At 64.3% G+C, this 13,804-nt stretch carries 9 protein-coding genes and 1 pseudogene; 7 read left to right on the top strand and 3 right to left on the bottom strand.

Annotated features, from left to right (window positions below; genetic code table 11):
• Positions 1 to 52 precede the first annotated feature (52 nt).
• Positions 53 to 421 (bottom strand): nuclear transport factor 2 family protein, encoded by a 369-nt coding sequence (locus IVB36_RS30400; protein WP_247295911.1) that lies wholly within the window; start codon positions 419 to 421, stop codon positions 53 to 55.
• Between the two features lie 189 nt (positions 422 to 610).
• On the opposite strand from IVB36_RS30400, the gene IVB36_RS30395 reads away from it, so the two are divergent.
• Positions 611 to 1,510, top strand: coding sequence for a LysR family transcriptional regulator (locus IVB36_RS30395; protein ID WP_018455891.1), 900 nt, complete (start codon positions 611 to 613; stop codon positions 1,508 to 1,510).
• A 24-nt stretch (positions 1,511 to 1,534) separates the two neighbouring features.
• On the opposite strand, the gene IVB36_RS30390 is transcribed toward IVB36_RS30395, so the two are convergent.
• On the bottom strand, positions 1,535 to 4,324 hold the full coding sequence (locus IVB36_RS30390) for a [protein-PII] uridylyltransferase (RefSeq protein WP_085361945.1): 2,790 nt from the start codon (positions 4,322 to 4,324) through the stop codon (positions 1,535 to 1,537).
• 187 nt (positions 4,325 to 4,511) lie between these two features.
• Here IVB36_RS30390 and IVB36_RS30385 point away from each other — a divergent pair, with 187 nt between their 5' ends.
• From IVB36_RS30385 to IVB36_RS30360, 6 genes and pseudogenes are all read left to right on the top strand, one after another.
• On the top strand, positions 4,512 to 5,483 hold the full coding sequence (locus IVB36_RS30385) for an aliphatic sulfonate ABC transporter substrate-binding protein (protein ID WP_247295914.1): 972 nt from the start codon (positions 4,512 to 4,514) through the stop codon (positions 5,481 to 5,483).
• 231 nt (positions 5,484 to 5,714) lie between these two features.
• A complete protein-coding gene (locus IVB36_RS30380; protein WP_247295993.1) occupies positions 5,715 to 6,557 on the top strand; it encodes an ABC transporter permease in 843 nt (280 codons plus the stop codon).
• 4 nt (positions 6,558 to 6,561) lie between these two features.
• Positions 6,562 to 7,347, top strand: a complete 786-nt coding sequence (locus tag IVB36_RS30375; protein WP_018455896.1) for an ABC transporter ATP-binding protein — start codon at positions 6,562 to 6,564, stop codon at positions 7,345 to 7,347.
• A gap of 69 nt (positions 7,348 to 7,416) precedes the next feature.
• The gene (locus IVB36_RS30370) at positions 7,417 to 7,926 is read left to right on the top strand and encodes an OsmC family protein (RefSeq protein ID WP_018455897.1); all 510 of its coding nucleotides are present in this window, start codon (positions 7,417 to 7,419) and stop codon (positions 7,924 to 7,926) included.
• Between the two features lie 67 nt (positions 7,927 to 7,993).
• Positions 7,994 to 8,798: pseudogene (locus IVB36_RS30365) on the top strand (hypothetical protein).
• A 358-nt stretch (positions 8,799 to 9,156) separates the two neighbouring features.
• Positions 9,157 to 10,833: a PAS domain-containing methyl-accepting chemotaxis protein gene (locus tag IVB36_RS30360; protein WP_204514044.1), complete on the top strand. Its 1,677-nt coding sequence runs from the start codon at positions 9,157 to 9,159 to the stop codon at positions 10,831 to 10,833.
• A gap of 103 nt (positions 10,834 to 10,936) precedes the next feature.
• Here the strand turns inward: IVB36_RS30360 and mutS are convergent, their stop codons facing one another.
• On the bottom strand, positions 10,937 to 13,675 hold the full coding sequence (mutS, locus tag IVB36_RS30355; RefSeq protein ID WP_026233049.1) for a DNA mismatch repair protein MutS: 2,739 nt from the start codon (positions 13,673 to 13,675) through the stop codon (positions 10,937 to 10,939).
• Positions 13,676 to 13,804: the final 129 nt, after the last annotated feature.

Here is a 13,804-nt window from a genome sequence, read left to right as displayed (position 1 = left end):
ATGGGCCGTCGAGCGAGCCTTCGGCCGCTCTCCCCCGCCGTGACCGAATCCATCAGACGTTCGACGTCATTACTTTCTGCGCGATCTTCCAGGTCCCGTTCACCTTCAAGCACGACAACAGGTCTGTGAAGTAACGCGGCGGGATGCGCAATTTCACCTTCAAAAGCGCGAGCTCTCCTTCAACATCCGTCGACAGGATCTGATCGTCTCGCTCGAAGCCCTGTTGCTTTGGAGCTTTCATGTCGCGGACCGCTGCCAGCCAGGTCGCAATCGGCGTCACGCCCACGTTGCCGTCCTCGGCGACCTTCGTCACGGAACTCAAGGGGTGAAATATGGATGCAAATTTCTCGGCATCCATTTCATAGGCAGCATCGAAATAGGTTTGCGCAAGGGAGTGCAAGGCGGGAACGTCCGTATTCATTGTCATCCTCAAAGCCGTTACACCGGGCATTCATGCGGCCCGGCCCGGCCAGCCGTGCCGAGCGTCAGCCTGGCGCCCGTGCAGAAAAGCACCGTAGGTCGTCGAATTGCGGGTGGGAGCCTACGGCATAGTTGTTTATGAAGCCAGCCGACTTGCGCGGCATGGGCTTATGATCGATATTCATAGACGATGACAAACGAATTGAACGAGCTCGCGACGTTCGCAATCGTGGCCAGTGAACGAAGCTTTACGCGCGCTGCGATAAAGCTGGGTGTGTCTCAGTCTGCCTTGAGTCACACAATCCGGAGGCTTGAGCAACGGCTTGAGCTGCAGCTGCTCGCTCGAACAACCAAGAGCGTTGCGCCAACCGCTGCGGGGGCAGCTCTTTTGGAAGACTTGTCTCCGGCGCTTGAGCAAATTCGTCACGCCCTCGACAAGGCCCGAAGTGTTCGGCAGCGACCCGAAGGTCGTCTCCGAATCGTAATGTCACGATCAGCTGCCGTGATGGTGTTGTTGCCGCGGTTGAGAGCTTTCGCTGAGTCCTACCCGGACATCGTTCTGGACGTTGTTACCGTCACTGGCCCCGTGGACCTTGTTGCAGGCGAGTTCGATGCCGGTATCCAGCTTGGCGAGTACATTCAAAAGGATATGATCGCGGTTCGCCTCACGCCCGAACTGCGATTGGCGGTAGTGGGCTCGCCAAGCTATTTCGCTTCACGAAGCATCCCCAAGAAACCAAAGGATCTGAACGATCATCGGTGCGTTACGCTGCGTCTTGCGGGTGGACCATATCGGTGGGAGTTTCAGCAGGGACGAAAGTCGGTCACGATCAACGTGAACGGCCCACTCATCATTGACGATACCCACCTGGTGATCCAGGCGGCGCTCGCCGGGGTTGGTGTGGGACTCGCTTATGAAGAGCAGGTCGCCGAATATGTTGCGAAGCGCCGCCTTGTCCGGGTGCTGGAGGATTGGACTCCGCCAATTCCGGGCTTCTTCATGTATTATCCCAGTCGTCGGCATCAACCGGCGACGCTGTCTGCGCTGGTGAACGCGCTGCGATTCTCCGAACAAAAGTCGGCGCGATGATTCAGCGGGGAATGACGAGAGAAGTCAGGCCGCTGGCTGAACCGCCTTGTCGCCGGCCATCACGTGGGTCAGCGCGCTCTTGATCGCGGCCTGACGTGTCGGCGCGCTGATCTGTGCGCCCAGGAGATCGGTGACGTAGAACACGTCGCGCGCGCGCTCGCCGAAGGTCGCGACATGGGCCGAGGCGATGTTGAGGTTGAGCTTCGAGATCGCGGTGGTCAGCTCGTAGAGCAGCCCGGGGCGGTCGAGGCCGGACATTTCGATCACTGTGTAGCGGTCGGACCATTGGTTGTTGATGGTCACTTCCGGCTCGATCACGAACGGCCGCGCCTTGCCGCGCACGGTGCGCCGGGCCACCACTTCGGGCAGACGCAGCTTGCCTTCCAGCACGTCCTCGATCATCTCGCCGATGCGTGTGGCGCGCCGTCCCTCGTCCTCGTCGCGGTCGTATTCCCTGGAAATCGAGATGGTGTCGAGCGCGCGACCGTCGGTCGTGGTGTAGATCTGGGCATCGACGATGTTGGCACCGGCCGAGGCACAGGCGCCTGCGATGATCGACAGCAGCCAGGGATGGTCGGCGGCGAAGATGGTCAGCTCGGTGACGCCACGCACCTCGTCGAAGCCGACATTGATCGCGAGCTTGTGGCCCGCCTGCTCGCTGGCACGGACGAAGCGCGCGTGGCGGATCTTGCGCGGCAGCTCGACCTTGAGCCAATAGGCCGGATAGTGCCGGGCGATATAGGCGTCGAGCTCTTCCGCCGGCCATTCCGCGAAGGCGTTACGGAATTCGGCATACGCGGCCGTGAGCCGCTTGCCGCGGTCTACCTCCGAGAAGCCACCCGTCAGCACCGGTTCGGTCTCGTAGTACAGCGAGCGCAAGAGCTGCGCCTTCCAGCCGTTCCACACGCCTGGGCCGACGCCGCGGATGTCGGCGGTGGTCAGGATCGTCAAGAGCTTCATCTGCTCGACCGACTGCACCACGGCGGCGAAATTCTCGATGGTCTTGCGGTCGGAGAGATCGCGCGACTGTGCGACCGTGGACATCGTCAGATGCTCCTCGATCAGCCAGGCCACGAGCTCGGTGTCGGCCGGACTGAAGCCGAGCCGCGGGCAGAGCCGTCGCGCCACCTTGGCGCCGGCGATCGAGTGATCCTCGGGCCGGCCCTTGGCGACGTCGTGCAGCAGCGTCGCAATGTAGATCACGGAGCGATGCTCCGGCCGGATCTTGCGCATCAGGTCGCTCGCCACCGCGAATTCCTCGATGCCGCCGCGTTCGATGTCCTGGAGGAACCCGACGCAGCGGATCAAATGCTCGTCGACGGTGTAGTGATGATACATGTTGAACTGCATCATCGAGACGATCTTGCCGAAGGCACGGATGAAATGGCCGAGCACGCCGGTCTCGTTCATCCGCCGCAGCACGATTTCCGCGTTGTCGGATGTCAGGATCTCCATCAACAGCCGGTTGGCTTCGGGATTCTCGCGCATCTGCGCGTTGATCAGGCCGAGCGAACGCGTCACGTCGCGCATCGCGTCCGGGTGGAAGGCGAGATTGTTCTTCTGCGCCAGGCGGAAGATGCGGATCAAATTGACCGGATCATGCTTGAACACGTCGGGCGCGGCGACGTTGATGCGGTTGTTGTCGACGATGAAGTCGTCGCTGTCGGGCACTCGCCGCTTCACCGCGGTGGGGCGCAGCCGCGCCATCATCCGGCTCAGCACCGGCGCGGGCTTGGCCTGCTGGTCCTCGAGCTTGGCGCAGAGGATGGCGGTGAGGTTGCCGACTTCCTTGGCGACCAGGAAGTAGTGCTTCATGAAGCGTTCGACGTCCTGCATGCCGGGATGCGAGGTGTAGCCGAGCCGGACCGCGATCTCGCGCTGGAGGTCGAAGGAGAGGCGCTCTTCAGGGCGACCGGAGTAAAAGTGAAGATTGCAGCGCACCGACCAGAGGAAGTCGGCGCAGCGGCGGAAGGTGCGGTATTCCTGCGCGTCGAACACGCCGCGGTCGACCAGTTCGTCGGTGTCGCTCACGCGGTAGACGTACTTCGCGATCCAGAACAGCGTGTGCAGGTCGCGGAGCGCACCCTTGCCGTCCTTGACGTTGGGTTCGACCAGATAACGCGATTGGCCGCCGCGGCGATGCCGCTCCTCACGCTCGGCGAGTTTCGCGGTGACGAACTCGGACGCGGTGCCTTGCACGACCTCCTTGTCGAAGCGGGCAACCAGCTCGTCATAGAGCGGCCGGTCTCCGGTAAGGAAGCGCGTCTCCAGGATCGCGGTGCGGATGGTCATGTCGCCGCGCGCCTGCCGGATCGACTCGTCGACCGAGCGCGTGGCGTGACCGACCTTCAGCCCCATGTCCCAGAGGCAATAGAGAATGGCCTCGGCGACCTGCTCGCCCCAGGCGGTCTGCTTGTAGGGCAGGATGAAGAGCAGATCGATGTCGGACTCGGGGGCCATCAGGCCGCGGCCATAGCCGCCGGTCGCCACCACTGCCATGCGCTCGGCACCGCTCGGAATCGGCGAGCGGTAGAGATGGCGGGTCGCGGCCGAATACAGGATGCGGATGATCTCGTCCTGCACGTGGCACAGTCGCTCGGCGCAGCGCCGGCCATGACGGTCCTTCAGCAGGATCGTCTGTGCCGCAGCGCGCGAGGCAATCAGCTCGGCCTTGAGCAGTTGCGCCATGGCCGTGCGGAACGCGTCCTCGCGTCCCTGGTGCTTCTCGGCAAGCGCATCGACCGCGGCGGTGATCCGCGCGGTGTCGAAGCGATCGTCCACCTCGGCCTTGTGTTCAGTCGCGACGCTGTCCATGTCTCACCGGATATAAGAGGCGGCCGGCGCTGTCACCCGCCATTCTCTCGCAATAGTCGTTCCATGCTGGAAAGGTGCGGCTTTGGGCAAAGCTGTTCTCAGCCGGCGCGCTTTCGAGGGATGGATTTTCTCGTTGATTTCTAGATCTAACTCATTGAAAAACAATGAAGTTTTGAGGAGGTCGGGCATGACCAGGATTACACGACGCATACTGTTGGCGGGAGCGGTCGCTCTTGCCATGTCCCCCGCGGCGCGGGCGGCGGATCCGCTCAAGGAAATCCGTATCGACTGGGCGACCTATAATCCGGTGTCGATGGTCCTGAAGCAGAAGGGACTCCTGGAAAAGGAGTTCGCCAAGGACGGCATCACCGTCACCTGGGTGCAGTCGGCCGGCTCCAACAAGGCGCTCGAATTCCTCAATGCGGGCTCGATCGACTTCGGCTCGACCGCGGGCTCGGCGGCGCTGGTCGCGCGTATCAACGGCAACCCGATCAAGTCGATCTACGTCTATTCGCGTCCCGAATGGACGGCGTTGGTGACATCAAAGGATTCCAAGATTGCTAATGTCGCCGATCTCAAGGGCAAGCGGGTCGCGGTGACGCGCGGCACCGATCCGCACATCTTCCTGGTGCGCGCATTGCTTGGCGCAGGTCTCACCGAAAAGGACATCACGCCGGTGCTGCTCCAGCACGCCGACGGCAAGACCGCGCTGATCCGCGGCGACGTCGATGCGTGGGCCGGGCTCGATCCGATGATGGCGCAGGCCGAGGTCGAGGACGGCGCGAAACTGTTCTATCGCAAGGCCGACGCCAACACTTGGGGCATCCTCAATGTGCGCGAGCAGTTTTTGAAAGACTATCCGGACGCCGCCCGCCGCGTGCTCGCGGTGTACGAAGAGGCGCGCAAATATTCGCTCGCGAATTACGACGAGCTCAAGAAGACCTTCATCGCCGTGACCAAGCTGCCGGAGCCTGTCGTCGACAAGCAACTCAAGGAGCGCACCGAGCTGACCCACAGCCGCATCGGCGCGCCCCAGCGCGAATCGATCCTCGCCGCGGGCCTCGCCCTGCAACAGGCCGGCGTCGTCGACGCCAAGGTCGATGTGAAGGCGACGCTGGATGCGTTGATCGACGATCAGGTCCCGCTGCCGACGAATTAAAGGCAGGCGGGCGGCAAACTCGTTCGTCGTCCCGGGGCGCGAAGCGAGCCCGGGACCCATAACCACAGGAAGTGGTTTGGCGCCAAAGGGGCAACTCCGAGTCACCGTAGCCACGCCTTCCCGTGGTTAGGGGTCCCGGATCTGCGCTCCGCTTCGCTGCGCTTGTCCGGGACGACGCCGAGAATGCCGCGCGCCCTTGCAATCTCGCACAGGACGCGCTTCCTACCGGCCATGATCTCTGACGCGCCAGTCCTGCAACAGACTACGGAACCGGCCGAGAGCGCCGCGCCCTCGCGGCTGTCGCGCTATGCGGGGCCGACGCTGGGATTGCTGTTGCCACTGACCCTCGCGCTTGGCTGGGAACTCGTGGTCTGGTCCGGCTGGTCCAACGGCCGGCTGGTGCCGCCGCCCTCGCGCTTGTTCGCCACCGTCGTTGATCTTGCGCGCTCCGGCGAACTGTTCCGTCACATCGCCGCAACGCTGTGGCGTGTCGGCCTTGGCTTTGCGTTCGGCGTGGTCGCGGGGACCTTGCTCGGCGCCATATCCGGCTATTGGTCGCTGGCGCGGCGGCTGCTCGACCCGACCGTGCAGGCGCTGCGCGCGATCCCGTCGCTGGCCTGGGTGCCGCTGTTCATCCTCTGGCTCGGCATCTTCGAGACCTCGAAGATCGCGCTGATCGCAGTCGGCGTGTTCTTTCCGGTCTATCTCGGCGTGATGGGCGCGATCCTCATCGTCGATCGCAAGATCGTCGAGGTCGGTCGCACATTCCGTCTCTCCGGGCCTGCCATGATCCGCCGTATCCTGCTGCCCGCGGTGCTGCCGGCCTATGTCGTGTCCTTGCGCGTCGGTCTTGGTCTGGGCTGGATGTTCGTGGTGGCGGCCGAGCTGATCGGCGCGTCCGAAGGCCTCGGCTATCTCCTGCTCGACGGCCAGCAGCTCGGCAAGCCCGCGCAGATCCTCGCCGCCATCGTGATCTTCGCGATCCTCGGCAAGCTCACGGATTGGTTGATCGAGATCGCGGCTGCGCCCTTCCTGCGCTGGCAGGACGCCTTTGGGCGTACAACGGGAGCATAAGGCGATGCTGGCGCTCGACCGGGTCAGCAAGACCTATCCCAACGGCGTGCAGGCGCTGGCGCGCTTCTCCGCCGAGATCAGGCAAGGCGAGATCGTCGCCATCATTGGCGGCTCGGGCTGCGGCAAGTCCACGCTGCTGCGCGCCATCGCGGGCCTCGACCGCGCAAGCTCGGGCACGGTGACGCTGGACAACGAGGCGATCGCCGCGCCGCATGCCAAGATCGGCATCATCTTCCAGGAGCCGCGGCTGCTGCCCTGGCTCAGCGTCGCCGACAATATCGGCTTTGGTCTTGCCGATGGGCCCGCGACCGAGCGGCGTGAAAAGGTGGCGCGTGCGCTCGAGCGTGTCGGGCTCGCCGAGAAGGCGCAGGCCTGGCCGCGCGAGCTCTCGGGCGGGCAGGCACAGCGCGTCGCGATCGCCCGCGCGCTGGTGCCGCAGCCCGAGGTGCTCTTGCTCGACGAGCCGTTCTCGGCGCTCGACGCTTTCACCCGCAGGGACCTCCAGGATCATCTGCTCGATCTCTGGGCCGACACGCGGCCGACGCTCATCCTCGTCACCCATGACGTCGACGAGGCCGTGGTGCTGGCTGACCGCGTGCTGGTGATGCGGCCGCGGCCGGGCCGGCTGTTCGACCAGATCGAGATCAACCTGGGCAGGCCACGCGACCGCAATTCGCCGCTGTTCGAGAATTTCAAGCGAAGTGTGCTGACGTCACTCGATCGTTCGCTCGACCGCAGCGTGCCCGACCGTGACGCAACCCAGGGTCCCGGTCAGGCCATGTGGTGGTGACAATTTCGCTCCGAGCCGGTACATCGCAAGCCGGTACTTCGTAGAGACGATTTTCCCGGGAGAGACAAAATGGACGCCGCAGCACTGCGCCAGATGCAGGCCCCGATCAAGGAGCGCTACAAGACCGACCCCAAGACCGCGATGATCACGTTGAGGGCCAAGGGCTCGACCGACAGCGAGGGCATCGCCTGCAAGGTCGAGACCGGCCGCGCCATCGCAATGGCCGGCCTGCATCCCGCAACCGGCGGCTCCGGCCTCGAGCTCTGCTCGGGCGACATGCTACTCGAAGCGCTGGTCGCCTGCGCCGGCGTCACGCTGAAATCGGTCGCGACCGCGATCGAGGTACCCTTGAAGACCGGCAACGTCTACGCCGAGGGCGATCTCGATTTCCGCGGCACGCTCGGCGTCGACAAGGAGACGCCGGTCGGCTTCGCCGAGATACGTCTGCGCTTCGACGTCGATACTGATGCGCCGCAAGACAAGCTCGACCTGCTGCTCAAGCTCACCGAGCGCTACTGCGTGGTCTATCAGACCATCAAGAACGGCCCGAAGGTCTCGGTGTCGATGCAGCGGATGTAGCGAGCGAAGGCCGCTCGCCCAACAATTCGTGTCGTCTCGGCGAAGCCCGGGACGACAAAAGAAAAAAATGTCCCCCGAGCTCCACCTCATCCTCATCCTCGTTCTGCGCATGATGGTCGCGGCGGCGTTCGTCGTGACGGCGTCGATCATCACCGAGCGTTCAGGGCCGGTGATCGGCGCGCTGGTCGCGACCTTGCCGGTTTCGGCCGGACCATCCTACGTCTTCCTCGCGCTCGACCACGATGCCGCCTTCATCGCGCAGGGCGCGCTGTCGAGCTTGCCGGTCAATGCCGCGACGATCTTGTCTCACCTATGTGGTGCTGGCGCAGCGGCGCAGCCTTCTGGTGAGTTGCGGAAGCGCGGTCGCGGTCTGGATCGTGTTCGCCTCGATCATCAAGCAGTTCGACTGGCCGCTCACCGCCGGGCTCGCCGCCAATCTGATCGCGTTCGGCATCTGCATTCCGCTGCTCGCGGGCTATCGCCATGTAAAGATGCCGCTGGTGACGCGGCGCTGGTATGACGTGCCGATGCGGGCCGCGCTGGTCGCGACCCTCGTCGCAATCGTCGTCTCGACCTCGGGCTGGGTCGGTCCCCGGATCAGCGGCATCATCGCGCTGTATCCGGTGGTGTTTTCCAGCATCATGGTGATCCTGCATCCGCGAATCGGCGGTCCGCCGACCGCCGCGGTGCTGGCCAATTCGGCTTGGGGGCTGCTCGGATTCGGAATGGCGATCGCGGTGTTGCACGTGGCGGTGGCGTGGTTCGGCTCCGCCGTCGGTCTTGGGCTTGCACTCGCCACCTGCATTGTTTGGAATCTGACGCTGTGGGGGATCGGGCGGCGTACGCAGCACAAGGCGCGGCAAGCGCCGTGACACTACGGACATGCGGCGCGGCGTCGCCGGATACTTCCGTAGCAAAACTCGCCATGACCGATCGCGAGACGCTTTCCTTCAAACTCCTGAAGGACCAAGCATTCAAGTGACAGCGCCGACCGAGCAGCGTGTAAGGCCTACCGTCGTGCAGCTTTAGGCTGCTCTGTCGGCGATCGCTTTTCCCAGAATTCGTTAGCACTTTATTCGAATCTTATGGGTACTGAATCATCTTGCGTATCCGCCTTGGTCTTCGCAACGCGAGTTTTACCGGCGGAATTCGATTGGAATTCAGCGCGTGTGCCGCGCCGTCACGTCACCTGATCCCGTCTCGCAATTTAATGATTTTGGAGATTCAATGATGTTTGGCCGCAAGTCCCGCAACGACGCGGATGCTAAGCTCGCCGCCATCGGCCGCTCGCAGGCCATGATCGAGTTTGCCATGGACGGCACGATCCTGAGCGCCAACCAGAATTTCTTGAACGCCCTCGGCTATTCCCTCGACGAAATCAAGGGAAAGAAGCACGCCATGTTCATGCCGGCCGACCAGCGCGACGGCGCCGAGTACAAGGCGTTCTGGGCTGCATTGAACCGCGGCGAGTATCAGGCAAGCGAGTTCAAGCGGATCGCGAAGGGCGGCCGTGAGATCTGGATCGAAGCATCCTACAATCCGGTGCTCGACGGCAACGGCAAGACGGTGATGGTCGCCAAGATTGCGACCGAAATCACCGAGAAGAAGATCCGGAGCATGACGGAGTCTTCGAAGATCGCCGCTATCGGCCGCGCCCAGGCCGTGATCGAGTTCAAGCTCGACGGCACCATCGTCACGGCCAACGAGAATTTCTGCAACGCGCTTGGCTATTCGCTGACCGAGATCCAGGGCAAGCATCACAGCCTCTTCATGCCCCAGGCCGAGCGCGACGGCGCGGCCTATCGCGAGTTCTGGGCCAAGCTCAACCGCGGCGAATACCAGGCTGGCGAGTTCAAGCGCATCGGCAAGGGCGGCCGCGAGGTCTGGATTCTCGCCTCCTACAATCCGCTACTCGATGAGAACGGCAAGCCCTTCGGCGTCGCCAAGTTCGCGACCGACGTCACGGCGGAGAAGCTGAAGAATGCCGTCCTTGCGGGCCAGATCACGGCGATCGAGAAGGCGCAGGCGGTGATCGAGTTCAACATGGACGGCACGATCATCACCGCCAACGCCAATTTCCTCGGCGCCCTCGGCTATTCGCTGGCTGAGATCAAGGGCAAGCACCACAGCATGTTTGTCGAGCCCTCGGAGCGCGATGGCAATGGCTATCGCGAGTTCTGGGCGGCGCTCAACCGCGGCCAGTATCAGGCGGCCGAATACAAGCGCATCGGCAAGGGCGGCAGGGAGGTCTATATCCAGGCCTCCTACAATCCGATCATGGATCTCAACGGCAAGCCGTTCAAGGTCGTGAAATATGCGACCGACGTCACGAAACAGGTGCTGGTCCGCATGGGCAACGAGCGCGTCCGCGGCATGATGGAATCGGTCGCCGCCGGATCGGAAGAGCTGAACGCCTCGGTGCGGGAGATTTCCGAGGCCATGACCAAATCGCGCGAGACGGCGATGAGCGCGGTGGAGCAGGTCGCGTCCGCTGATGCCCAGGCCCAGCGCCTCACTGAAGCGGCGCTGGCGATGAGCGGGATCGTCGAGCTCATCAACAACATCACCGGGCAGATCAACCTCCTGGCACTCAACGCCACCATCGAATCCGCCCGCGCCGGTGAAGCCGGTCGGGGTTTTGCGGTGGTGGCCTCGGAGGTCAAGAGCCTCGCCAACCAAGCCAAGCAGGCCACTGACAAGATCGGCGCTGAGATCGGTAGCCTCAACGGCATCTCTGGAGACGTCGTCACCGCCCTGGCTTCGATCAAGACGGCCATCAGCAACGTCAGCGAATATGTGACGTCGACGGCCGCGGCAATCGAAGAGCAGAGCACGGTGACCAACGAGATGTCGACCAGCATGCAGCGCGCCGCAGCGGAAGTGGCGGCGATCGCGGCGAGGGCGTAGCGTTCAGAAGCATAGGGTGGGTTAGCGAAGCGTAACCCACCACTTCTCGCGCGCTGACAAAGGTGGTGGGTTACGCCTTCGGCTCACCCACCCTGCGGCACCGTCACTGCTTCGGCAGCTTGGCCTTCAACGCATACAGCGCATCGAGCGCTTCGCGTGGCGACATCTCGTCCGGATGCAGCGCCTTCACCGCGTCCATCAGCAGTTCGGCCTCGCTCGGCGGTGTGACTTCTGCGGCGGCGCGCGAGGGCACTGCGAACAGCGGCAGATCGTCAGCAAGCGCGCGCGCGGTCTGGCCGCGGTCCTGGGCTTCCAGCTTCGCCAGTACCGATTTGGCGCGCGTGATCACGGCCGGCGGCAGGCCCGCGAGCTTGGCGACCTGGATTCCGTAAGAGCGATCGGCCGAACCCGGCAACACCTCGTGCAGGAACACGACATTGCCCTGCCATTCCTTCACCCGCACGGTCGCGTTGAACATCCGCGGCAGCTTGGCGGAGAGCGCCGTCAGCTCGTGGTAATGCGTCGCGAACAGCGTGCGGCAGCGGTTGCTCTCGTGCAGGTGCTCGATTGCGGCCCAGGCGATCGAGAGGCCGTCGAAGGTCGCGGTGCCGCGGCCGATTTCATCAAGGATCACGAGCGCGCGCTCGCCGGCCTGGTTGAGGATGGCAGCGGTCTCGACCATCTCGACCATGAAGGTGGAACGGCCGCGGGCGAGATCGTCGGCGGCGCCGACACGCGAGAACAGGCGGTCGATGATGCCGATCCGCGCGCGTGTCGCCGGCACGAAACTTCCGATCTGGGCGAGCAACGCAATCAGCGCGTTCTGGCGCAGGAAGGTCGACTTACCCGCCATGTTCGGACCGGTCAGCAACCAGAGCTGGCCGGATTTTTGCGCAGGGCCCGGCGAGAGATCGCAGGCATTGGCGATGAACGGCTGGCCATTGCGCTTCAAGGCCTGCTCGACCACGGGATGGCGGCCCGCCTCGATCGCAAAGCCGAGAGACGAGTCCACCTCGGGCCGCACATAGTTCTGGTCGATCGCCAGCTTGGCAAGCGACGTCGCGACGTCGAGCAGCGCAAAGGCGTGAGCGGCGGCGCGCAGTTCCTCGCTGATGGCCAAAGCCTTGGCGCAGAGCCGCTCGAAAATCTCGAGCTCGAGCCCGAGTGCGCGGTCGCCGGCATTGGCGATCTTGGCTTCGATCTCCCCGAGCTCGGAGGTGGTGAAGCGGACCTGGCCGGCCAGCGTCTGGCGGTGGATGAAGGTTGCGTTTAGCGGCGCCGACATCAGCTTGTCGCCGTGCTGCGCGGTGACCTCGACGAAATAGCCGAGCACGTTGTTGTGCCGGATCTTGAGCCCCTTCACACCCGTGTTGTCGGCGTAGCGCGCCTGCATCGAGGCCACCACCAGGCGCGAGGCGTCGCGCAGATTTCGCGTTTCGTCCAGCGCAGGCTCATAGCCCTGGCGAACGAACCCGCCGTCGCGCTTGATCAGCGGCAGTTGATCGTCGAGCGCCCTGGCGAATTCCGCCGCGAGCTCGCGCGATGGCTTTTGCAGCGCCGCCATCACGACGGCGATCTCCTGCGGCGGCTGGTCGAGTTCGTCAAGCCGCGTCAGCACCTGGTCGGCGGCGATGATGCCATCGCGCAGGCCGGCGAGGTCACGCGGACCGCCGCGGCCGACGGATATACGGGCCAGCGCCCGCGACATGTCCGGGGCGCCGCGCAGGATGCTGCGGATGTCCTCGCGCGCGGCCGAGTCGGCAACGAAGCTGCCGACGGCATCGAGCCGCCGCGCAATCGCCGCCGCATCGGTCAGCGGCGCGGCAAGCCGCTGCGCCAGCAGGCGCGAGCCGGCCGAGGTCACCGTGCAGTCGATCGCGTCGAGCAGCGAGCCGCGGCGTTCGCCGGCGAGTGTCCGCGTCAGTTCGAGATTGGCGCGGGTGGCGGGATCGATCGCCATGGTCGCGCCCGAGGCTTCGCGCGCGGGCGGCGACAGCGGCGGATGTTTGCCGACCTGGGTGCGGTCAACATAGGTGACGGCGGCGGCGGCGGCAGTGGCTTCCAGCCGCGTGAGCTGGGACAGTCCGTCCATGGTCGCGACGGCAAAATAGTCGCACAGCCGCTTCTCGGCAGTGGCGCCGTCGAAGACGTCGCGGGTCAGCGGCGTCACCGCCGGCAGCTCGCGCAGGGTCTGTCCGAGCTCGCTGTCGTTATAGAGCGCGTCGGTGACGATCACCTCGTTCGGATTGATCCGCGCCAGCGTGGCGGCGAGTTCGCCGCCCGAACATTCCGTCACCGTGAATTCGGCGGTCGAGATGTCGATCCAGGCGAGGCCAAAGCGGTCACCGCCCGCCGATGAGCGCGCGCGCGCGAGCGCCAGCAGGTAATTGTTGGCGCGCGCGTCGAGCAGCGTGTCCTCGGTCAGCGTGCCCGGCGTGACCAGGCGCACCACGCCGCGGCGCACGACGCTCTTGTTGCCGCGTGCTTTCGCCGCCGCGGGATCCTCGGTCTGCTCGCACACCGCGACCCGGTGCCCGGCGGTGATCAGCCGGTGCAAATAGTCCTCGGAGCGCTCGACTGGCACGCCGCACATCGGGATATCGGCGCCTTGATGCTTGCCGCGCTTGGTCAGGACGATGCCGAGTGTCCTGGAGGCGATCTCGGCGTCCTCAAAGAACAGCTCGTAAAAGTCGCCCATCCGGTAGAACAGCAGAAGGCCCTGATGTGCCGCCTTGATTTCAAGGTACTGTTCCATCATCGGCGTGACGCGCGCGGCAGCTTCCGCCTGCGGCGCGGGCGTATCGTCGGGAGGCGGTGCAGGGATCGGTTGTTGCATTGTCATGGGCGGCGCAACCTACAAAATTTCGCCCCGCGCTCCTATCGCTTTGGGCGGAGAGGGGAGGTTTTCCACGTTGTCCGCACCGCGGCATGCGCAACTCGCGTGCACACCCGTCGGAACACGCGCGTATCG

It is taken from the genome of Bradyrhizobium sp. 35 (assembly GCF_023073215.1).
Classification (GTDB): domain Bacteria; phylum Pseudomonadota; class Alphaproteobacteria; order Rhizobiales; family Xanthobacteraceae; genus Bradyrhizobium; species Bradyrhizobium canariense_D.
The sequence above is the reverse complement of the archived record's forward strand: the minus strand, read 5'-3'. Positions and strand labels throughout refer to the sequence as shown.